The 20,503-nt window shown below is 74.1% G+C and carries 18 protein-coding genes and 1 riboswitch; of the genes, 4 read left to right on the forward strand and 14 right to left on the reverse strand.

Going from position 1 to position 20,503, the window contains the following annotated elements:
- Positions 1 to 7 precede the first annotated feature (7 nt).
- Complete coding sequence (locus IE251_RS21715) at positions 8 to 2,227, forward strand: NADP-dependent isocitrate dehydrogenase (protein ID WP_189754671.1); 2,220 nt, start codon at positions 8 to 10, stop codon at positions 2,225 to 2,227.
- 111 nt (positions 2,228 to 2,338) lie between these two features.
- Positions 2,339 to 3,130: an N-formylglutamate amidohydrolase gene (locus tag IE251_RS21720; protein ID WP_189754833.1), complete on the forward strand. Its 792-nt coding sequence runs from the start codon at positions 2,339 to 2,341 to the stop codon at positions 3,128 to 3,130.
- Between the two features lie 131 nt (positions 3,131 to 3,261).
- Here IE251_RS21720 and IE251_RS21725 read toward each other — a convergent pair whose 3' ends face one another.
- From IE251_RS21725 to IE251_RS21735, 3 genes are read right to left on the reverse strand one after another with little or no spacing between them, the layout of a single operon-like run.
- Positions 3,262 to 3,714 carry a hypothetical protein gene (locus IE251_RS21725; protein ID WP_229896878.1) on the reverse strand — a complete coding sequence of 151 codons (453 nt, stop codon included), beginning with the start codon at positions 3,712 to 3,714 and terminating at the stop codon, positions 3,262 to 3,264.
- 14 nt (positions 3,715 to 3,728) lie between these two features.
- On the reverse strand, positions 3,729 to 4,367 hold the full coding sequence (locus IE251_RS21730; protein ID WP_189754673.1) for an RNA polymerase sigma factor: 639 nt from the start codon (positions 4,365 to 4,367) through the stop codon (positions 3,729 to 3,731).
- On the reverse strand, positions 4,364 to 5,791 hold the full coding sequence (locus IE251_RS21735; RefSeq protein WP_189754674.1) for a S8/S53 family peptidase: 1,428 nt from the start codon (positions 5,789 to 5,791) through the stop codon (positions 4,364 to 4,366). The genes IE251_RS21730 and IE251_RS21735 overlap by 4 nt, the downstream gene beginning before the upstream one ends.
- A gap of 76 nt (positions 5,792 to 5,867) precedes the next feature.
- On the opposite strand from IE251_RS21735, the gene IE251_RS21740 reads away from it, so the two are divergent.
- Positions 5,868 to 8,480 carry a CHAT domain-containing protein gene (locus tag IE251_RS21740; protein ID WP_229896879.1) on the forward strand — a complete coding sequence of 871 codons (2,613 nt, stop codon included), beginning with the start codon at positions 5,868 to 5,870 and terminating at the stop codon, positions 8,478 to 8,480.
- A 135-nt stretch (positions 8,481 to 8,615) separates the two neighbouring features.
- Here the strand turns inward: IE251_RS21740 and IE251_RS21745 are convergent, their stop codons facing one another.
- Positions 8,616 to 10,475, reverse strand: coding sequence for a helix-turn-helix transcriptional regulator (locus tag IE251_RS21745; RefSeq protein WP_189754675.1), 1,860 nt, complete (start codon positions 10,473 to 10,475; stop codon positions 8,616 to 8,618).
- A 94-nt stretch (positions 10,476 to 10,569) separates the two neighbouring features.
- Between IE251_RS21745 and absR1 the strand changes: the two genes are divergently transcribed.
- The gene (gene absR1, locus IE251_RS21750; protein ID WP_189754676.1) at positions 10,570 to 11,655 is read left to right on the forward strand and encodes a beta-glucuronidase AbsR1; all 1,086 of its coding nucleotides are present in this window, start codon (positions 10,570 to 10,572) and stop codon (positions 11,653 to 11,655) included.
- Positions 11,656 to 11,760: 105 nt separating this feature from the next.
- Here absR1 and IE251_RS21755 read toward each other — a convergent pair whose 3' ends face one another.
- The 10 genes from IE251_RS21755 to IE251_RS42145 all read right to left on the reverse strand — a co-directional run bounded on the left by IE251_RS21755 (position 11,761) and on the right by IE251_RS42145 (position 20,436).
- Entirely contained in the window at positions 11,761 to 12,585 is an 825-nt protein-coding gene (locus tag IE251_RS21755; RefSeq protein ID WP_229896880.1) for a TauD/TfdA dioxygenase family protein, read from the reverse strand.
- Between the two features lie 54 nt (positions 12,586 to 12,639).
- The gene (locus IE251_RS21760; RefSeq protein ID WP_189754678.1) at positions 12,640 to 13,737 is read right to left on the reverse strand and encodes an LLM class flavin-dependent oxidoreductase; all 1,098 of its coding nucleotides are present in this window, start codon (positions 13,735 to 13,737) and stop codon (positions 12,640 to 12,642) included.
- Positions 13,734 to 15,122, reverse strand: coding sequence for an NtaA/DmoA family FMN-dependent monooxygenase (locus IE251_RS21765; RefSeq protein ID WP_189754679.1), 1,389 nt, complete (start codon positions 15,120 to 15,122; stop codon positions 13,734 to 13,736). The genes IE251_RS21760 and IE251_RS21765 overlap by 4 nt, the downstream gene beginning before the upstream one ends.
- 21 nt (positions 15,123 to 15,143) lie before the next feature.
- On the reverse strand, positions 15,144 to 16,352 hold the full coding sequence (locus IE251_RS21770; RefSeq protein ID WP_189754680.1) for an LLM class flavin-dependent oxidoreductase: 1,209 nt from the start codon (positions 16,350 to 16,352) through the stop codon (positions 15,144 to 15,146).
- Positions 16,353 to 16,490: 138 nt separating this feature from the next.
- Positions 16,491 to 16,796 (reverse strand): putative leader peptide, encoded by a 306-nt coding sequence (locus tag IE251_RS42140; RefSeq protein WP_359416352.1) that lies wholly within the window; start codon positions 16,794 to 16,796, stop codon positions 16,491 to 16,493.
- Entirely contained in the window at positions 16,712 to 17,731 is a 1,020-nt protein-coding gene (locus tag IE251_RS21775) for a transporter substrate-binding domain-containing protein (RefSeq protein WP_189754681.1), read from the reverse strand. The genes IE251_RS42140 and IE251_RS21775 overlap by 85 nt, the downstream gene beginning before the upstream one ends.
- Before the next feature lie 86 nt (positions 17,732 to 17,817).
- Positions 17,818 to 18,801, reverse strand: a complete 984-nt coding sequence (locus IE251_RS21780; RefSeq protein WP_189754682.1) for an amino acid ABC transporter permease — start codon at positions 18,799 to 18,801, stop codon at positions 17,818 to 17,820.
- 171 nt (positions 18,802 to 18,972) lie between these two features.
- On the reverse strand, positions 18,973 to 19,122 hold the full coding sequence (locus IE251_RS21785; protein ID WP_157846993.1) for a hypothetical protein: 150 nt from the start codon (positions 19,120 to 19,122) through the stop codon (positions 18,973 to 18,975).
- Between the two features lie 32 nt (positions 19,123 to 19,154).
- Positions 19,155 to 19,265: riboswitch (SAM riboswitch) on the reverse strand.
- Positions 19,266 to 19,342: 77 nt separating this feature from the next.
- Entirely contained in the window at positions 19,343 to 20,230 is an 888-nt protein-coding gene (locus tag IE251_RS21790) for a glutathione S-transferase C-terminal domain-containing protein (protein WP_189754683.1), read from the reverse strand.
- Positions 20,231 to 20,313: 83 nt separating this feature from the next.
- Positions 20,314 to 20,436 carry a putative leader peptide gene (locus IE251_RS42145; protein WP_342450982.1) on the reverse strand — a complete coding sequence of 41 codons (123 nt, stop codon included), beginning with the start codon at positions 20,434 to 20,436 and terminating at the stop codon, positions 20,314 to 20,316.
- Between the last annotated feature and the right edge of the window lie 67 nt (positions 20,437 to 20,503).

Genomic DNA, 20,503 nt, shown 5'->3' on the forward strand with positions numbered 1-20,503 from the left:
GCACCCGGTGACTGACTCGACCATCATCTACACCTACACAGACGAGGCCCCGGCCCTGGCGACGCATTCGTTCCTGCCGGTGATCCAGGCGTACGCCTCGCAGGCCGGTGTGCCCGTGGAGACCCGCGACATCTCGCTGGCCGGGCGCATCATCGCCGTCTTCCCGGAGTACCTGAACGAGGACCAGCGCATCCCGGACGCGCTGACCGAGCTGGGCGAGCTGGCCAAGACCCCGGCGGCCAACATCATCAAGCTGCCGAACATCTCGGCCTCCATCCCGCAGCTGAAGGCCGCCGTCGCCGAGCTCCAGGGCAAGGGCTACGCGCTGCCGGACTACCCGGACGACCCGAAGACCGACGAGGAGCGCGAGATCCGCGCCCGCTACGACAAGGTCAAGGGCTCCGCCGTCAACCCGGTGCTGCGTGAGGGCAACTCCGACCGCCGTGCCCCGGCCTCGGTGAAGAACTACGCCAAGACCCACCCGCACCGCATGGGCGCCTGGACCCCCGAGTCCAAGACCAACGTCGCGACCATGGGTGAGAACGACTTCCGCTCCACCGAGAAGTCCGTCGTCATCGCCGAGGACGGCGCGCTGAGGATCGAGCTGGTCGCCGAGGACGGCACCACCACCGTCCTGAAGGACTCCGTACCGGTCCTCGAGGGCGAGGTCGTCGACGCCTCCGTCCTGCGCGTCGCCGAGCTGAACGAGTTCCTCGCCGCGCAGGTCGCCCGCGCCAAGGAGGAGGGCGTCCTGTTCTCCGTGCACCTGAAGGCCACGATGATGAAGGTCTCCGACCCGATCATCTTCGGTCACGTGGTGCGCACGTTCTTCCCGAAGACCTTCGCGAAGTACGGCGAGACCCTCAAGGCGGCCGGCCTCACCCCGAACGACGGCCTCGGCGGCATCCTCAAGGGCCTGGAGAACCTGCCCGAGGGCGCCGAGATCAAGGCCTCCTTCGACGCCGAGATCGCCGAGGGCCCGGCCCTGGCCATGGTCGACTCCGACAAGGGCATCACCAACCTGCACGTGCCCTCGGACGTCATCATCGACGCCTCCATGCCGGCGATGATCCGTACCTCCGGCCACATGTGGGGCGCCGACGGCCAGGAGCACGACGCCCTCGCCGTCATCCCGGACTCCTCCTACGCCGGTGTCTACCAGGCCGTCATCGACGACTGCCGGGCCAACGGCGCCTACGACCCGTCCACCATGGGCTCGGTCCCGAACGTCGGCCTGATGGCGCAGAAGGCCGAGGAGTACGGCTCCCACGACAAGACCTTCGAGATCCCGGCCGCGGGCACCGTCCGCCTGGTCGACCAGGCCGGAAACGTCCTGATCGAGCAGCCGGTCGCGCAGGGCGACATCTTCCGCGCCTGCCAGACCAAGGACGCCCCGATCCGCGACTGGGTCAAGCTCGCCGTCACCCGCGCCCGCGCCACCGGCGACCCGGCGGTGTTCTGGCTGGACGAGAACCGCGCGCACGACGCCAACCTGATCGCCAAGGTCGAGCAGTACCTGCCGGAGCACGACACCGAGGGCCTGGACATCCGCATCCTGTCCCCGGTGGAGGCCACCAAGCTGTCGGTGGAGCGCATCCGCCGCGGCGAGAACACCATCTCCGTCACCGGCAACGTGCTGCGTGACTACCTGACCGACCTCTTCCCCATCCTGGAGCTGGGCACCAGCGCCAAGATGCTGTCGGTCGTCCCGCTGATGGCGGGCGGCGGCCTGTTCGAGACCGGCGCCGGCGGTTCCGCGCCCAAGCACGTCCAGCAGCTGGTCAAGGAGAACTACCTGCGCTGGGACTCGCTCGGCGAGTTCTTCGCGCTGGTGCCGTCCTTCGAGCAGTACGCGGCGGCCACCGGCAACACCCGCGCCAAGGTCCTCGCCGACACCCTGGACCGCGCCACGGCGACCTTCCTGAACGAGGACAAGTCCCCGACCCGCCGGGTGGGCGGCATCGACAACCGCGGCAGCCACTTCTACCTGTCCCTGTACTGGGCGCAGGAGCTGGCGAAGCAGACCGACGACGCCGGCCTCGCCAAGGCGTTCGCGCCGCTCGCCGAGGCCCTGGCCGCGAACGAGCAGAAGATCGTGGACGAGCTGAACGCCGTCCAGGGCCGGCCGGCCGAGATCGGCGGCTACTACCAGGTCGACAAGGCCAAGGCGGACGCGATCATGCGCCCGTCGGCCACCTGGAACGAGGTCCTGGCGTCCCTGAGCTGACGCCCGCGACACCCTGGGACCGCGCCCCGGGACGGCACCGCCCGTCCGGGGCGCGGTCCGTTGTCAGTGCCGTGTGGCACCGTGATCACGCACGATGCCACCGACACACCCCTGGAGCAGCCCGTGAGCTCCTTCGACCTCCTGCCCGGCGCACCGGACTCGCCCGTGCTGCTGCACGTGCCGCACTCCTCGCGGGCGATACCGGACGACGTGCGCGCCGGGATCGTGCTGGACGACGGCGGGCTGGAGCGGGAGCTGGACCACATCACGGACGCGCACACCGCCGAGCTGGCCGAGCGGGCCGCCGCGCTCGCCGGGGTCCGGCCCTGGCGGTTCGTCAACCGGCTGTCCCGGCTGGTGGTGGACCCGGAGCGGTTCCCGGACGAGCGGGAGGAGATGGCGGCCGTCGGGATGGGCGCCGTGTACACGCGGACCACGCACCGGGCCGGACTGCGGCCGGCGGACACCGACCCGGAGCCGCTGCTGGCCCGGTATTTCCGGCCCTACGCGCGGGCCATGACCGAGGCGGTGGCCGGCCGGCTGGCCGCGACCGGGCGCGCCGTGATCATCGACGTGCACTCGTACCCCACCGAGCCGCTCCCCTACGAGCTGCACGGCACCGGTCCGCGCCCGCCGGTGTGCCTGGGCACGGACGCCTTCCACACCCCGCCCGCCCTCGCCGAGGCCGCCCGCGAGGCGTTCGCCGGCTGCGGGGAGACGGGACTGGACAGCCCGTTCGCCGGGACGTACGTGCCGCTGGACTTCTACGGCACGGACGCCCGGGTCGGCGCGCTGATGGTGGAGATCCGCCGGGACACGTACATGACGGAGCCGGGCGGCCCGGCCGGACCCGGCCTGGACCGCCTGGCCACGGCCCTGGCGAGACTGGTCGACGCGGTGTGACGGTGCGGCCGACGGTGGCGGCACGGGCCACGGCCCGCGCAGGCACCGGCCCGCGCCGCCACCGCGTCACGTCCACGCCGCCACCGCGTCACACCCGCGCCGTTACGTGTCACGCCCGACCCGCTACCGTGTCACGCCCGCAGCCACTCCGTCACGATGACCTCCGCGCCGGTGCGCAGCCGCAGGGCGAACGGGCCGGTGGGCGGCGGGCCGCCGGTGAACCGGCCGAGGGGGTCGGCGGTGAGCGGGCGGACGTGCCCAGGGCCGCCGAGGAGTTCGATCCGCGCCGACTGCGGCGGCAGCAGCTGGCCGATCAGCCCGTCCCCGGTGACCTCCACGTCCACGGTCACCTCGCCCGCGCGGAAGGTGAGCATGCGCGGCGGGTCCATGGCGCCCCGGACCGGCAGGGCGTCCACGAGCGAGTCGAAGGTCAGCTCGGCGAGCCGGGCGTCCAGGTCGTGCAGCGCGAACGCGTCCAGGGCCGACTGGAGCAGCTCGGCCGGGACCGGGTCCAGCACGGCGGCGGCCTGCCGCAGCTCCTCCTCCAGCAGCCCGTCCGCGAGCGCGTCCGGTCCCCCGGGCATCTCCTCGTCCCCGTTCACAGCTCACCCCGCGCGTCCATCCGGGCCCGCAGCCGGCGCAGACAGCGCTGGCGCAGCGGGCCGATGCTGCCGACCGCGATGCCGAGCGCGGCCGAGATCTCCCCGTAACTGGGCGGCGGTGACGCCATCAGCACGCGCAGCAGCTGCCGGCAGCGCTCGCCCAGTGCGTCCAGTTCCTGCCACAGCCGGCGGACCCGCTCGGCCCGGTCCGCCGCCTCCTCCGAGTCGATCAGCGACTCCTCCGGGGTGCGCTCCTCGCTGGCGCGGTCCAGCACCCGCGGATCGTCGGTCAGGGTCAGCCGGGACAGGCCCTTGAGCACCTTCAGGCACTCGTGCCGGGCCGTACTGGCCAGCCAGGCACCGGCCTTGTCGGGCTCCCGGATGCGGCCGAGGTGCTGGGCGAAGCGGAACCACACGGTCTGGAAGACCTCGTGCCCGTCGGCCTCCGAGAGCCGGTGGGCGCGCACCACCGACCACACCAGCGGGCTCAGCCCTTCCACCAGCGCCTTCCAGGCCGCGGCGTCCCCGTCGACGGCGGACCGGACCAACGCGCCGACCTCTGTTCGGTCCACGACTCCACCCCTTGTGTACGGCACGCCATCGTACGCCGTGCGGGGAAGGGTCCCGGCGCTCATACCGGCAGCGCCGGGGTCGCGGCCGGTACGGGGCGCCAGGTCGGCGGGCGGAGCGCCGGAGCGCGCGACCCGCGTACCTCGGCCCGGTCCGCGGTGGCCGCCAGCAGCGCGGCGCCGGCCGCCCGCGGGTCGCGTTCCCGGTACCGCGTCATCCGGTCGGCGACGAGCCCCGCGACCACCGGGGTGGCGAACGAGGTGCCGCTCCACTGCGCCGGCCCCTCGAACATCACCTGGTCCGGCTTCCCGCCCGTGCTCGCCAGTCCCTCGCTCAGCACGCCGGTGTGGGGCGGGTACTGGCAGGTGCACGGGTACTCGTCGGGGCCGAACCGGCAGGAGTCGTAGGTGGAGTGCTGGTAGACGTACGGCACCGGGACCCGGAAGCCGGTGAGGGCGCTGGTGAGGCGCTCGCCGGGGGCGTACGCCCGTACCCAGGGGCCGTGGTTGCTGAAGCAGGCCCCGCCCTCGCCGTCCGCGCGCAGCGCCCCGACCGACAGCACGCTGCCGGCGTACTCGGGCAGCCCGGCGTAGGCGGCGGGCCAGAACGGGGTGGCGCTGCCGTTGTTGCCGGCGGCGGCCACCAGCAGGGTGCGCTGGTCGCGCAGTTCCCGCATGAACGCGTCCAGCCCGATCAGGCCGTCGGCGTCCTCGCTGGGCGTGCCGGCCGACAGGCTGATGATGTCCGGCCAGCCGTCCCGGTCGACCGCCTCGAACAGCAGGGCGCCGAACTCCGACTCCAGCACGGCGCCCGCGTCGCTGAGCGTTCCCCGCACGGTGATGTCGGTGTTGGGCGCGACGGCGGCGAGGATCCCGGCGATGAACGTGCCGTGGCCGACGTACTGGCGCAGCACGCCGTCGGCGTCGGTCTCGGCGCGCTGGGCGTCGCCGGTGGTGTGGGCGAGCAGCGGGCAGCACCGGTGGTCGTGCACCAGGCCGGTGTCGACGACGAGGACGCCGACCGCGGTGGCCGGGTCGTAACGGCCCTCGGCGGCGGCCGGGTTGGCGGATTCGGTACGCGGTACGGGCACCGGCTCGTCGCCGGGGCAGGCGTTGACCGCGATGTGCATGACGTGGTTGCGGCCGGCCAGCCGGCGGCCCCGCCGGTCCTCGGCCTGCCGGACGGCGTGCAGGGCGTGCGGCACGGTGTCCTCGCCGTCGGCCGGGTCGCCGACCCGGATCCGGGTCACGCCGGTGCGGCCCGTCTGCGGGCCCTCGCGGCGTACGTGGTCGGGGACGAGGCCCTGGGTCTCGGTGAAGTGGGTGCGCACGGCGTCCTCGACGAACGGGGCCTCCTCGCCGTCCCGGACGAGGACGACCCCCTTCTCGTAGAGGAAGCCCGCCGAGTCGTCCGGCCCCATGGTCAGCGGGACGTCGGGCAGGGCGCGCTGGATGTGCTGGAACTGCTCGTGGAAACGCTGTGGTGCCACGTGATGTCCTCCCCCGTAGACGGTGCTGCGACAGTGAGAGCCGCCGGACCGCCGTCTGATACAGCCGGCTACTACCATGCGAGACGTGACAGCGGGAAGCGAGGCGATTCTCGAACTGCTGCCCATGGTGTTCGCCGACCCGGGCGAGGCCCGGGCGCGGGCCGAACACGTGCTGCGCTCGGGTCCGTCGCCGCTGCACGCGAGCGTGGCCCACCAGGTACTCGGCATCTGGCAGCGGGACTTCGGTGACCTGCGGATCGCGCTGCGGCACCTGCGGCGGGCCCGGGACCTGGCCGCGCGCGCCGAGTCGGCCGACCGGGAGGCCGACGTGCTCGCGACGCTCGGGGTCGCACTGGTGCACGCGGGGCGCACACGGCAGGGACTCGCCTCGTTCGAGCGGGGGGTGGCCCGGGGCAGCGGGCACACCCGGGCCCGGGTGCTGTACCGGCGGGCCTACGTGTGGTGGGTGCTGGGCCGGCACCGGGAGGCGCTGGAGGACGTGCGGCGGGCGCTGCCGGTGCTGCGCCAGGTCGCCGACGACATCTGGACCGCGCGGGCGCTGACCCTGCGGGCCACCGTGCATCTGGCGCTCGGCGCGGTGGACCGGGCGGTCGCCGACTTCACGGCGGCGGAGCGGCTGTGGGACACCACCGGCCAGGAGCACGACAAGGCGGACGCGGTGGAGAGCCGGGGCCTGGCCGCCTTCCGGTCCGGGGACATCCCGGCGGCGCTGCGGCTGCTGGACGAGGCCGAGGAGCGCTACGCCAAGCTGGGCACCCCCACCTACAACCTGTCGATCCGGCGCTGCGAGGTGCTGCGGGCGGCGGGGCTGGCCCCGGAGGCGCTGGCCGAGGCGGACGCGGCGATCGCGGAACTGGACCGGATCGGCGGGCAGTCCACCCGCAAGGCCGAACTGCTGCTCGCCGCCTCCTGGGCCGCCCGCTCGGCGGGGGACGCGCACACCGCCATAGCCCGCGCCGCCGTCGCCGTACGGCTGTTCGCGGCGCAGCGCCGGACCTGGTGGGAGACGCACGCGCGGCTGGTGCTGATCGAGGCGCGGGTGGCGGCCGGGCGCCGGTCGGGGCGGATGGTCGCGGACGCGGCGGCGGTCGCCGAGAAGCTGGCCTCCTTCGGCTCGCCCGCCGCGCCGGAGGCCTCGCTGCTGGCCGGCCGGATCGCGCTGGCGCTGGGCTGGACGGCCGACGCGGAACGGCACTTGGCGGTGGCCGCGCGCAGCCGGTACGGCGGGCCGCCGCCGGCCCGGGTGACCGGCTGGGCGGCGCAGGCGCTGCGGGCGCGGGCGGCCGGGTCCCGGCGGGGCGTGCTGGAGGCGTGCCGGCGCGGCCTGGACGTGCTGGACGACCACCGGATGACGCTGGGCGCCTCGGAGCTGCGCGCCCACGCGACCGCGCAGGGCGCCGAACTGGCCGCGCTGGCGCAGGAGGTGAGTCTCGCGCAGGGCAGTCCGCGGCGGCTGCTGGCGTGGAGCGAGCGGTGGCGGGCGACCGTGCTGTCCGCGCCGCCGACCCGGCCGCCGGACGATCCGGCGCTGCTGAGCGGGCTGACCGCCTACCGGGAGATCGCGGCCCGGGCGGAGGCCGCCCGGATGGAGGGCCGCCCGGTGCCGGCGCTGGAGCGCGAACAGCGGCGCCTGGAACGGGAGGTGCGCTCCCGCACCCGGCACATGGGCGGGGCCGCGGCGGGCGCCGGGTACCGCTTCGACGTGGACCGGCTGCTGGACCGGCTCGGCGACGGGCGGCTGGTGGAACTGGTCGTGGTCGACGGCCGGGTGCACGTCCTGCTGTGCGGTCAGGGCCGGGTACGGCGGTTCGCCGGCGGATCGCTGGACCAGGCGGTGGCCGAGGCCGGGCATGTGCAGGCCGCGCTGCGGCGGCTGGCGCATCCGGGGGCCGAGGCGCGGCTGCCGCTGGTGGAGGAGGCCGGCCGGCGGCTCCAGGACCTGCTGCTGGCCGGCGCGGTGCCGCATCTGGGGGCCGGCCCGGTGGTGATCGTGCCGCCGGGCGCGCTGCACCAGGTGCCGTGGGCGCTGCTGCCCGCGCTGCGCGAGCGGGTGCTCAGCGTGTCGCCGTCGGCGGGCAGCTGGCTGCGCGCGCGGGAGACGGAGCCGCCGCCCCGGGGCCGGCCGGTGCTGGTGCGCGGCCCGGGTCTGGCGACCGGGGGCGCGGAGGTGCCGGAGCTGGCCGGCCGGTACGGCACGGCGACGGTCCTGGAGGACGACGAGGCGCGGGTGCCGCGGGTGCTGGCGGAGCTGGACGGCGCGGGCCTGGCGCACCTCGCCGCGCACGGCACGTTCCGCGCCGACAGCCCCCTGTTCTCCGCGCTGCGGATGGCGGACGGGCCGCTGATCGTGCACGACTTCGAGCGCTTGGCCCGCAGCCCGTACCGGATCATCCTGTCCAGCTGCGAGACGGCGCGCCTGGCCTCGGTCGGCGCGGACGAACTGCTGGGTGTGGTGACGGCGTTGCTGCCGCTGGGCACGGCCGGGGTGGTGGCGAGCAGCGCGCCGGTGAACGACGCGGCGGTGGTGCCGCTGATGCTGGCCCTGCACAAGGGCCTCGACGCGGGCCTGTCCCTGGCCGAGGCCCTGCGCGACGCCCGCGCCGCCCTGCCCGGCGATGCGCTCCACCAGGCGACGGGCTGGGCCTTCGCGGCGTTCGGGGCGGCCTAGCGGTGCTCCGTTGCGAAGTGCCTTGTTGATCGGGCTGCGGCGGATGCACCACGATGATGACGGTTTCCGAAGAGTGTCGCAGCAGGACGGCGCAGAGGCCGGCACCACACCAGGCATACGTACGGGCGGTGGCCGCTACGCCGTCTCCCGGTCGGGGCCGTCCAGTAGCCAGGGCAGCGCGGTCCGGTCGCCCGTGCCCAGGCGTGTGTAGGCGCTGTACAGGTGGTTGCCGACCGTCCGTACCGACAGTGTCAGCTTCTCGGCGATCTCGCGGTTGCTCAGTCCGGCCGCGGCCAGGGTGACGATCTGCCGCTGGCGGGCGGTGAGTTCGCCGAGGACCAGGCCGGCCAGCGCGGGCGTGCTCGCGCCCTGGCAGCGGCGGGCCAGGGCCACGGCCCGGGTCCGGGAACGCCTCGCGGCGCTCGGATCCCGGTGCGTGCGGGCGGCCTGCGCGTACGCCTCCGCCGCGTAGAGCGTGAAGCCCCGTTCCGCCAGCGCCTCGGCGGCCCGGTCCAGCGCGGGCCCGTCCGCGCGGGCGAGGGCGTCGGCGTGCCGGGCCAGCACGCTGCCGGCCGGCAGCCGCCCGGCCGCCCGGCCGGGCCGCCCGAGGCGTACGGCGGCGTAGCGGGCGTGGACGTCGTCCGGGTCGGCCGGCTCGTCCGGGCCGCCCTCGGCCAGCCGGAGTTCCCCGCGGCAGCCGCCGTCCGAGGGAGTCGACCGCAGCCCTTCCCGGGCCCAGGCCGCCGCCTCGCGCAACTCGCCGCGCAGGCGGGCGAACCGGGCGCGGGTCTCGGCGTACCGGGCGGGCAGCGGGACGTCGTGCGCCACCAGCCACTCCCCCACCGGCGTGGGCAGCGGCCGGACGTCCAGCCGCTCCACATGCCGTACCAGGGTGCGTCGTTCGGCGTCGAGCGCCGGTTCGTAAGCGGGGGCCGTCCGGCCCAGCCGGCGGGCCCGCAGCCGGCCGGCCGTGGCGCGCAGCGCGGTGCCGTGCAGGGGGTGGGCGAGGGTGAGCGCGCCCTGTCCGCCGACGTCGATCAGACCGTCCGCCTCCAGGCGTTCCAGGGCCTCCAGGTCCGACTCGTCCAGCTCGTCCAGCGGCAGCGGCAGGGGTTCGGCGAAGGCGAGGCGGTCCAGGATGTCGCGTTCGCCGGGGCCGGGGCGCTCCAGGGCGGGGGCGAGCCGCTCCCGGACCGCCGGGGTGACCGGCAACGGCCCCCGCCAGGCCCACTCGCCGGTACCGGGCACGGGCTCCAGCCACCCGGTCCCGACGAGCCCGGCACCCGGGAGGGGTACCGGCGACTCGGCCGGGGCAAGCGTCGTCCCCGAGGCAGACACCGGCACCCCCACCCCGGCAAGCGCCGGGCTCGCCAGGGGTGCCGGCCGGGTCGCCTCGGTCAGCGCGGTGAGCAGGTCGCGCAGCAGGCGCAGATCGCCTCGGCAGGCCTGGTGCAGCCGGCGCACGGTGAGGGGGTCCAGTGCGGCGCCGGCGAGGAGCCGGGCGGTGTCCTCGGGCGGGAGCGGGCCGAGGGGCAGCCGGGGCAGCAGTTCCCCGGTCCACAGCCGGGACACCGCGCCGGGCGCCGGTGCCCCGTCCGCCGCGGCCACGATCAGCCGGGTGCGGCCGTGCACGGCCAGTTGGTGGACCAGGGCGGCGGAGGTCTCGTCCAGCAGCTGGGCGTCGTCCACGACGAGGACCCGTACGCCGGACAGCGCGCGGACCGCGCGGTGCAGCGAGACGGTGTCGGGAAGCAGATGCGCGAACGCCGCGAGCGGCAGGTCCCGGGCCTCGGGCGTGCCGGTCACCCGGGCGTGGTCCAGGCCCCGCACCGCCTCGTCGATCAGCCGGGTCTTGCCGTGGCCCGCCGGTCCGGTCACCACGATGCCGGGCCGTCCCCCGGCCAACGCGGCACGCACCCGCTCCAGTTCCTCCGACCGGCCGGTGAACGGCCAGGGCGGCTGAAGGGTCTTCGCGTCCTGTCGGTAAGTCCTCACACCATGCTGAGCACGGGTACTCGGTTCTGATACAGGGCGACTTGAGTAGCCCTCGACTCAGGTGTGCGGCCGGGGCGGGCGGCACTCTGGTGACATGACCCGACGCCTCTGCTCGCTCCCGCGGCAGCCGGCCCCGTCGTTCGCGGCGGGACTGACCGCCGAGCGGCTGGGCGCGCTGCTCGCCGGACGGCGGATGTGGGTCAACGGCACGGTGCTGCACTACTGCTTCCTGGACGCCCGCACCGACGCCTCGGTCATCCCGGTTCCCGGGACCGGGGAGCCGCGCCGGGTGCCGTGGGCGGGCGGGGAGGGGCAGCGGGACGTGGTCCGCGACTGCTTCCGCGAGTGGCAGGACCTCGGCATCGGCGTCACCTTCGCCGAGGTCGCCGACCGGCACGAGGCGGAGCTGCGGATCGGGTTCCAGGCCGGTGCCGGGTCCTGGTCGGCGGTCGGCCGGGACGCGCTGTCGGCGGGCCGGGGCGAGCGCACCATGAACCTCGGCTGGGACGTGACCGCGCCCGGGGAGCGCGGGACGGTCCTGCACCAGATCGGGCACGCGCTCGGCATGGTGCACGAGCACCAGAGCCCGTACGCGGGGCTGCACTGGGACGACGAGGCGGTGTACGCGGAGCTGGCCGGCCCGCCGAACTTCTGGAGCCGGGAGACGACGTACACCAATGTGCTGGGCCGGCTGGACGCCTGCGAGGCGGGGGCCTCGGTGTGGGATCCGCAGTCGGTGATGACGCTGCCGCTCGGACCGGGGCTGGTGCTGGAGCCGGAGCAGTACCGCGGGGGGCTGCGGCCGCCCGGCAGCCCGTCCCCGGCCGACAAGGAGTTCGTACTGCGCTGGTATCCGCCCGCCGGTACGGCGGGGCCGGCCGCGCTGGTGCCGTTCCGGTCGGTGCCGCTCGGTCTCGGGCCGGGCGAGCAGGCGGACTTCGCCGTCGAGCCGCCGGAGACCCGCGAGTACACCGTGGGCACCTTCGGCGAGGCCGACACCGTGCTGGTGGTCTTCGAGGAACGCGACGGGGAGCCGCGCTTCCTCACGGGGCGGGACGACGGCGGCACGCCGGACAACGCCGCCGTCCGGGTCCGGCTCGTCAAGGGCCGCCGCTACACCGTCCGGGTCCGCCTGTACTCGACGTGGGGGTCGGGAGAGACGGCGGTCATGTGCTGGTGACGGCACACGGACGGCACCGAGGCCACAGTCCGGCACCGGGGGAACGGGCGCGGACGTCACCTACGGGGGAGGTGACGTCCGCGCCCACGCCGCGTTCGTACCCGCTCAGGACGCGGTGCGCAGCGGTTCCACGCCGATGACCTTGCGGTAGACGCGGGCGCCGTCGCCGTAGTCGTCGACGGCGTAGTGCCAGGTGGCCTGGTTGTCCCAGAGCACGAAGTCGCCGGGCCGCCAGCCGAAGCGGATCGTGTAGTCCGGTGAGGCGGCGTGCCGCAGGAGGTGGTCGAGCAGGACCCGGCCCTCCTGCGCGGTGACGCCGGTGAGCCCGAGCGCGGAGGAGCTGAGGAAGAGTCCCTTGCGTCCGGTGAGCGGGTGCTCGAGGACGACCGGGTGCTCGGTGGTGGTCTCGTCCGGGGCGGTCTTCCGGCTGCCCTGCGCGTAGTTCTCCGGGTTGCCGTCGTAGACCGCGGTGACGCCGGCGAGCAGCGTCTTGAAGGGCTCGGACAGGTCGTCGTAGGCCGCCTGGAGGTCGGCCCACAGGGTGTGGCCGCCGAGTTCGGGCACCTCGTCGTAGGTCAGTGACTCGATGGCGAAGGCGGGGGTGCGCCACAGGCCGCCGATGTGCCAGGTGCTGGCCTTGCCGGTGTGCCGCACGTTGTAGGGGTAGACCAGCGGGTGGTCCGGGTGGCGCTTGGCGGTGGGGTGGTCGAACGGTTCGGCGAACAGCCGGACCGCCTCGACGTGCTGTTCGGGGGTCAGGTGCTGGTCGCGGAACACCAGCACCTTGTGGTCGCGGAAGGCGCCGCGCAGCGCGTCGGCGGTGGCCGCGTCGACGGGGCGGGTCAGGTCGACGCCGGATATCTCCGCGCCGATGCGCGGGCCGGTCCGGTGGACGACGAGGCTGGTGCCGGGATCGGTGACGGTGGTCATGCCCATCTCCTCGGTAGGAAGCTCACGGTGTGCGTGGTGCGGACATGCGGCGGCTCAGCGGCCGGCCGGCACGGGGGCCGGTGCGGGCGCCGGGCGGGGGACGACCGGGGCCCAGGGGAACGGCGGGTCGGGGATGTGGCGGCGCAGTACGGGGGCGACCTCGGCCTGGAACAGTTCGAGGGAGTCGCGGTGGAGCGTGGGCGGCAGCCCGCCCGCGTCCGCTGCCACGTGCAGCACGGTGTGCCCGAACTCCTCGTGGTAGCGGTGCACTTTGTCGATCACCTGCTCGGGGCTGCCGATCAGGGCCGAGCTGCGGGCGACGAAGTCCTCCAGGGTCTCGAAGACCACGGGCAGGCCCGCCGCCCGCTTCATGGCCAGGTCGGCCTCGAAGACCGGGCGGTACGCCGTGAGCGCCTCCTGTGAGGTGCGCGCGACGTACAGTCCGGCCGTGCCGGCGCCCACCGCGAGGTCCGCCGGGTCGTGGCCGTAGTGTTCCCAGCGCTCCCGGTAGTGGCGGATCAGCGCGGCGTAGGGCTCGATGGGGTGGGTGACGTTCGCCGAGAACAGCGGGTCGCCGTAGCGTGCCGCGAGGTCCACGGACTCTTCGCTGGTGGCGCTGCCGTGCCAGACGCGCACCGGACGCTGGTAGGGCCGTGGCCACACCTCGGCGTCCTTCAGCGGCGGCCGGAACCGGGTGTCGGCACTCACCTTGTCCTCGCGCCACAGCCGCCGGAACACCTCGTAGCTCTCGGCGTTTCGGGCCCACTGGTCCTCGGGGGTGACCTGGAACAGCTCGCGCTGAGCGGTGCCGTTGCCCTTGCCGATGATCAGGTCCAGCCGGCCGTCGGACAGGTGGTCCAGGGTGGCGTAGTCCTCGTACGCCCGGACCGGGTCGAGCAGGCTGAGCGTGGTGACGGCGGTGAACAGCCGGATGCGACGGGTGAGCGCGGCGATGTGGCCGAGCACCACCGTCGGCGCGGAGGAGAGGAACGGCCGTTCGTGCCGCTCCCCCACGCCGAAGCCGTCGAAGCCGAGTTCCTCCGCCAGGATGGCGTCGTCCAGTACCTCGCGGAACCGGTCGTGCGCCGGCTTCAGCAGGCCGGTGGCGGGGTCCGGCCGGTGCACGATCAGGGTGATGGCGAGGAACTTCACGACGCGGCCCGCTCGGCGGGGGCGCCGGTGCGCCGGGCGGCGTCGGGGTGGGCGAGGCCCAGGTGGTCGCGCAGGGTGGTGCCCTCGTAGTCGGCGCGGAAGACGCCCTGTTCCTGGAGGAGCGGGACCACCTGGTCGGCGAACGGGTCGAGCCCGCCGGGGGTGATGTGCGGGACGAGGATGAAGCCGTCCGAGGCGTCGGCCTGGACGAACTCGTTGATGGTCCGGGCGACGGTGGCGGGCGAGCCGATGAAGGTCTGCCGGTTGCCGGTGTTGATGACCAGGTCGCGGATGGACCACTTGTTGGCCTCGGCGAGCTCGCGCCATTCGCGGGCGATGGCGACCGGGTCGCGGTACATCCGCACCTGGGCGCGGCCCCGCGAGATGTGCTCCTCGGCGACGACCGGGTCCACGTCGGGCAGCGGGCCCTCGGGGTCGTACGCCGACAGGTCCCGGTTCCACACGAATTCCAGGTGCTTGATCGCGGTGGCGCCGCTGACCTGCTGCCGGCGTACCTCCCGGGCGAGTTCCGCGGCCTCCTCGTCGGTGTCGCCGAGCACGAAGGTCGCGGCGGGCAGGATGAGGAGCTCCTCCGGGCGGCGGCCGTACTTGGCGAGGCGGGACTTGACGTCCGTGTAGAAGGCCTGGCCCTCCTTCAGGGTGGCGTACCGGCTGAAGATGGCGTCCGCGTCGGCGGCGGCGAACTCGCGGCCCTCGTCGGAGTCGCCGGCCTGGAAGATGACGGGGCGGCCCTGCGGGGAGCGCGGGACGTTGAACCGGCCCTGGATGTCGAAGTGCTGTCCCTTGTGCACGAACGCGCCGGCCCGGGCGTCCCGCAGGAAGGTGCCGGTGGCCTGGTCGGCGAGGATCTCGTCGCCGTGCCAGGAGTCGAACAGCTCGTGCGCGGTGGCGAGGAACTCCTTGGCGCGGGAGTAGCGCTCCTCCTGCGGCAGGAAGCCGCCGCGCCGGAAGTTCTCGCCGGTGAAGGCGTCCCAGGAGGTGACCACGTTCCACGCGGACCGGCCGCCGGAGAGGTGGTCGAGGCTGGCGAACTGGCGGGCCACCTCGTACGGTTCGTTGAACGTGGAGTTGATGGTGCCGGTCAGGCCGAGCCGGTCGGTGACGGCGGCCAGCGCGGCGAGCACGGTGAAGGTGTCGGGGCGGCCGACCACGTCCAGGTCGTAGATCTTGCCGCCCTGTTCGCGCAGCCTCAGGCCCTCGGCGAGGAACAGGAAGTCGAACTTGGCGCGTTCGGCGGTCCGGGCGAAGTGCGCGAAGGAGCTGAACTCGATGTGGCTGCCGGCGGCCGGGTCGCTCCAGACGGTGGTGTTGTTGACCCCGGGGAAGTGGGCGGCCAGGTGGATCTGCTTCAGCGGCTTGCTCATGGTGGGGCGAGTCCTCCCGGCTCAGGCGGCGGCGGTGGCGTAGCGGTTGGCGGGGCGGGTGAGGCCGAGGTGGCCGCGCAGGGTCGTGGCGTCGTAGGCCGTGCGGAAGCGCCGGCGGCGCTGGAGTTCGGGCACCAGGTCCCCGGTGACGCGGGGCAGGTCGTGTCCGGTGACGGCGGGCCGCAGCCGGAAGCCGGTCAGGCCGCCGCTCGCCAACTCATCCAGGAGGTCGGCGAGTTGGCTGGCGGTGCCGGTGAAGACGCGGGTGTCGCTGCGGTACGGCTCGCCCGCGAGGGTGTCGAGCCGGTCCAGCCGGGCCCGGGCCGCGGCCTCACTGTCGTCGAGGAGGACGACGAGGTCCCCGAAGACGTGCAGCGGCTCTCCGGCGCGGCCGGCCGCCTGCTGCTCGGCGCGGATCTCGGCGACAATGGCTCGGGCCTGGTCCGCGTCGTGCGGGGTGACGTAGCCGATGTCGGCCTGGCGGGCCACCAGCCGGTAGGGGACCGTCTGGTGGGCCAGGGCGGTGACCAGCGGCTGGCCCTGCGGCGGGCGGGGGGTGATGGAGGGGCCCTTGACGCTGAAGAAGCGGCCCTGGAAGTCGATGTAGTGCAGCTTGTCCCGGTCGATGAAACGGCCGGTCGCCGCGTCCCGGATCTCGGCGTCGTCCTCCCAGCTGTCCCAGAGCCGGCGGACGACCTCCACGTAGTCGGCGGCCTCGTCGAACAGTTCGCTGATCGCTTCGCGCGCGTCGGGGGTGTCGGGGGCGTCGGCCCGGCGGATGGTGCGGCGGCCGAAGTGGGCGGCCTCGTCGGGGCGGGCGCTGATCCGGACGCGCAGGCCCGCGCGCCCGGTGCTGACGTAGTCGAGGGTGGCGATCGCCTTGGAGATGTGGAACGGCTCGGTGTGGGTGGCCACCACGGTCGGGACCAGGCCTATGTGCCGGGTGAGCGGGGCGACGCGGGAAGCGATGAGGACCGCGTCGAGCCGGCCGCGGACCTGGTCGGTGCGCTCGTCGCGCTCGTAACGCCGGGAGGACTGCGGGCCGAGGCCGTCCTCGATGGTGACGAAGTCGAGCAGACCGCGTTCGGCCTCGGTGATCTGGTCGGCCCAGTAGCCGGCGGTGAACAGGTCCCGGGGGCGGGCCACGGGCTCGCGCCAGGAGGCGGGATGCCAGCCGGTGCCGTCCAGGGCGACGGCGAGGTGCAGGTGTGCGGAGGGAGTCGGCGACACGTCGGTGCCTTCCTTGATGTCCGTACGTCGGTGAGCGGCGCGCGGCCGGGCGCGGGCCGTGGTGCACGCGGCGCGGGCCGGGCGGGCGCGCGGGAGCGGAAGCGGGGGAAGCGGCCGGGCCGGGGGGCCGGGCGGAGATCAGTGGCGACAGAGCGCGGCGGACACGCGCTGGAGATCTATGTGCGGCCGGGAGTGCAGCCGGACGGAGCGGTACGGGCGCGGCGGGCGGGTCCGTTCGGGCACCGGGGCCACGGCCGTCGCCTCCCTCCGTCGGTCGCGGCGGGCCGGTGTGGCGTCCGCCGGGTGGATCTCTTCATGACTCTCAACACGCCGCCGCCGCGGGTTGTTCCCTGGCCGGGTCAGGAGTTGTCCAGGGGCAGGCCGGGCGGGTTGATCTCGGCCTTGGGCACGGCTTCGCTCGACAGGTTGTAGGCGGCGAGCCACTTGCCGTACTGCCCGTGTTCGATGAGGTAGTTGAGGGCGTCGGCGAGCGGCTTGGCGAGCCCGCTGTCCTTCTTGGCGGTGGCGGCGATCAGGCCCTGGACCGTCTCGCCGGCGCCCGAGAAGGTGCCGGCGCTGCGCGTGGGGTCGGGGGTGTGCGCGGTCTGCCTCGTGCGGTAGGCGACGGCGGGGTTGGGGCCGAGGTAGGCGTCGACCTTGCCGCCGCGCAGCGCCAGGTTGATGGCGTTCTGGTCCGGGAAGTACTTGACGGTGAGCTTCTTGCCCTCCTTGGCCAGCCGGGCCTTCCACTCCAGCAGGATCTTCTCCTGGTTGGTGCCGGCGCCGACGGTGACCGTCTTGCCGGCGAGGTTGCGGTAGTCGCCGTCGAAGTTCCAGGTGCTCTTCTTGAGTACCTCGAAGGCCAGGTCGTCCTTGCGGTAGGAGGCGAACTCGTACTTCTTCTTGCGTTCCTCGGTGACGGTGACGTTGGAGAAGGCGACGTCGTTCTTGCCGCTGTCGAGGCCGACGAAGAGGTTCTCCCACGTGGAGTTGCGCAGTTCGGGCTCGAGGCCGAGCACCGCGGCCACCAGCCGGCCGAGGTCGGGTTCGGAGCCGGTGAGGGTCTTCTGGTCGCTGCCCACGAAGTTCAGCGGTGCGGAGCCGGAGGGCAGGCCGCCGACGCCGATGACGAGCTTGCCGCTCTTGCGGACGGAGGCGGGCAGCTCGGCGCTGATGGACTTGACCTCGGAGACCTTCAGTTCGACCGGTTCGGCGGCTCCGTTGGACAGCTGTCCCACGGTCACCGTGCCGGCCCGGTCGCCGGTCGTGGCGGCGTCGCTGTCTCCCCCGCAGGCGGCGAGGGAGCCGGCGAGGGAGAGGGTCGCGGTCGCCGCGGCGAGGCCGCGCAGGAGCCGGCGTCGGGAGAACTGGCTGGGCATGGCTGTCCTTGTCGTTCGGGTGTCGGGGCGTCGTGGGGCAGAAGGTCGTGGGGCGTGCGCGGGTTCCTCGGTGGTCCGCGCGGCGGTCATACGGCGGCTTCGCGGCGCAACCGGTCCCGGAGTTCCGCGAGTCGGGCGCGCAGCCGCTGGAGCGGGGTCGGCGGCAGGGTGCGGGTGGCGCCGCGGGCGTAGTACCGCTCGACGTAGAACTGGGCGATGGAGACGGCGCTGGTCAGGATCAGGTACCAGACGGTGGCGACCATCAGCAGCGGCACCACGTCGCCGGGGTAGGTGTTGCCCATCGACTGCACCACGCCGAACAGGTCGAGCAGGGAGACGTAGAAGACCAGGGACGTGCTCTTGATCAGGCCGATCAGCTGGTTGACGTAGTTGGGGGTGATGGACCTGAGGGCCTGCGGGAAGACGATCCGGCGGAACCGGTGGCCCCGGGGCAGGCCGAGCGCGGCGGCGGCCTCGTGCTGACCCTGGTCGACGGAGAGGATGCCGCCGCGGACCACCTCGGCCGCGTACGCCGCCTCGTTCAGGGTGAGGCCGACGACGGCGATGGTCATGTCGGTGGCCAGCCGGGACTCGTCGAAGGTCACGAAGGCCGGGCCGAACGGCACCCCGAGGCTCAGGGTCTTGTACAGGGCACTGAAGTTGTACAGGAAGATCAGCACCACGATCAGCGGGACGGAGCGGAACAGCCAGGTGTAGGTCCAGCTGACCGCGCGCAGCACCGCGCTGCCGGAGAGCCGGCCGAGCGCGAGCAGGACACCGCCGAGGAGCCCCAGTACGGCGCTGAGCGCGGTGACTTCGAGGGTGACGAGGAGCCCGTCGAGGACGGCGGGGCGCAGGAACCAGTAGCGGAAGCGGTCCCACTGGTAGAAGGGGTTCGTGACCAGGCCGTGCAGGATCTGCGCGAGGAGGACGAGGACGACGGCGGTGACGGCCCACCGGCCGGGCCGGCGCTGCGGCTGAACTTGCGGCGCGTCGTGTCTTTCTGACGGTCTGTCGGCAGGGATGGGCGCCTCGGCGAGGGAGACGGCGGCGCCTGGCGGTTCACTCATGAGGGGCTCCGGCGGGATCGGACACCCCGGGCCGCGGCCGGGCGGACGCGCGCCGCGACGGCTCTGGGGCACGGGGCGGCGCACGGGCCGGCGCTAACCGGGGGCTGGGCGGACAACGGCACACCGATCGGGCGGGGTGTGCGGCGGGAACGCGAGGGCGATGAGGAGCGGTCAGCCCTGGCGGCGGGCGATGCCCGGCGCGGTACACAGCGCGCTGTTCACACGGAGCAGGTCGACGGCACGGTCGGCGACCAGGAGACCGGCGTACGACGGCATGCGGCCCTGGGGGCGGCTCGGGGCCGTCCTGGAAGCTGCGTACATGGCGTCACCTGTCACTGTCGTGGCCCCGGGGAGCCTCGCGCTTACCGAATGCGTCGTCCGGTCCGGTCGTCACCTGGGGCACCCCACCGCGGTGCGAGGGTTGCCGGTCAGCGAGCCAGGGCTTGGCGCTGACGCTCATGACCGTTCTGAGCCGTAAGTAAGGCAGTTGACCGTTCGAATGTCAACGCCCGTCCGCCCAGTGGACCCCGGCGGACCGCTCTCACCTGCGGCAGGCGCCCGGGGTGTGCGCGGCGTGGCTCGCCCAGTCCAGGATCTGGACGGCGGCTCCGGCGGCCTCCAGGCCCTGGCAGTGGCCATGGTGGCGGCGGGCGATGCCGTCGAGGTCGAGATGGCGGCCGAAGGCCGGGTGGGCGGCCAGCCGGCGGGCGTAGGCCCACAGCGCGCGGTGCCCGGCCACCCGGTGCACGGCGGAGGCGTCGAGGTGGCAGCGGTGGACGGTGTCGAGCTGCACCAGGGTCACCCACAGCTCGATGTCGGCGGCGGTGAGCCGGCCGTCGGCCAGGTACTCCTCGCCGCTCAGCCGGCGTTCCAGCCGGCCCAGGGTGTCCAGCAGGGTGTCGAGCGCGGCGGCCCGCTCCCCCGGGTCGGCGCCCGCCCGGCCGGCGCGCTGGGCGGCCTCCTCGATGCCCTCGGCGCACATCCGCTCCACCGCCTCGATCACGGACTCCAGGCCCGCGGGGTACAGGCCGGCGCGGTCGTCCGGGCGCAGCAGGTCCAGGTCGCGCAGGATGTCGGGGGTGTGGGTGCTGACGATGCGTCCGGACCAGTCGTCGCTGAGCACGGGCTCGTGGGCGGGGCCGGTGTAGTGGTGGGCGCTCGCCTCGTACAGCGGACGCAGCGCCGTGTGGCCGCCGTCGGGACAGTCGGGGACGGCGGGCAGGAGGGTGACCGGACAGCGGGTGTCCAGGCCGAGGAGGCTGTGGCCGACGGCGAGGCGCAGCCCGTCGGGGCAGGCGGTGGACAGGTGGAGCCGGTAGCGGTGCGGCACGGCGTAGTGGCCGCTGCGCGCGTCCCGGCCGATCCGGCCCCGGAACAGGGGGGCGGTGCGGTGGGCGGGCCGGACGGCGGCGAGCGGAGTGATGGACATGCGTCTCCCCGGGTGGTGGGCGTGCGGACGGGCGCTCCGGCACGGGCGACGGCCGGCCGGCGGGGGCCGAGGGTCGGCCCGGTTCAGCGGTGGCGGCTGATCGCGCTGCAGACACGCTGGAGGTCGATGTGACGGCGGGAGGTGAGCAGGGGTGCGCGCGACGGGGTCCGGTCCGTTCGGCCGGTGCCCGGTGCGAGGCGCGCCATGATTTCCTACCTGTTCACTAGGATTCCCTCCCTGGAGTGTCGATCGGGCTCGGTAGGACGTCAAGGG

The organism is Streptomyces eurythermus, from assembly GCF_014649115.1.
GTDB classification, from domain to species: Bacteria; Actinomycetota; Actinomycetes; order Streptomycetales; family Streptomycetaceae; genus Streptomyces; species Streptomyces eurythermus.

What these genes read in the sequence shown, in the direction of transcription:
- IE251_RS21725 (WP_229896878.1), bottom strand. Translation starts at nt 3,714, where the DNA reads ATGCCCGGGGGACCGGACGCGCTCGCGGACGGGCTGCTGGAGGAGGAG.
- IE251_RS21730 (WP_189754673.1), bottom strand. Translation starts at nt 4,367, where the DNA reads ATGAGCGCCGGGACCCTTCCCCGCACGGCGTACGATGGCGTGCCGTAC.
- IE251_RS21740 (WP_229896879.1), top strand. Translation starts at nt 5,868, where the DNA reads ATGCGAGACGTGACAGCGGGAAGCGAGGCGATTCTCGAACTGCTGCCC.
- absR1 (WP_189754676.1), top strand. Translation starts at nt 10,570, where the DNA reads ATGACCCGACGCCTCTGCTCGCTCCCGCGGCAGCCGGCCCCGTCGTTC.
- IE251_RS21755 (WP_229896880.1), bottom strand. Translation starts at nt 12,585, where the DNA reads ATGACCACCGTCACCGATCCCGGCACCAGCCTCGTCGTCCACCGGACC.
- IE251_RS21765 (WP_189754679.1), bottom strand. Translation starts at nt 15,122, where the DNA reads ATGAGCAAGCCGCTGAAGCAGATCCACCTGGCCGCCCACTTCCCCGGG.
- IE251_RS21775 (WP_189754681.1), bottom strand. Translation starts at nt 17,731, where the DNA reads ATGCCCAGCCAGTTCTCCCGACGCCGGCTCCTGCGCGGCCTCGCCGCG.
- IE251_RS21780 (WP_189754682.1), bottom strand. Translation starts at nt 18,801, where the DNA reads ATGAGTGAACCGCCAGGCGCCGCCGTCTCCCTCGCCGAGGCGCCCATC.
- IE251_RS21785 (WP_157846993.1), bottom strand. Translation starts at nt 19,122, where the DNA reads ATGTACGCAGCTTCCAGGACGGCCCCGAGCCGCCCCCAGGGCCGCATG.
- IE251_RS21790 (WP_189754683.1), bottom strand. Translation starts at nt 20,230, where the DNA reads ATGTCCATCACTCCGCTCGCCGCCGTCCGGCCCGCCCACCGCACCGCC.
- IE251_RS42145 (WP_342450982.1), bottom strand. Translation starts at nt 20,436, where the DNA reads ATGGCGCGCCTCGCACCGGGCACCGGCCGAACGGACCGGACCCCGTCG.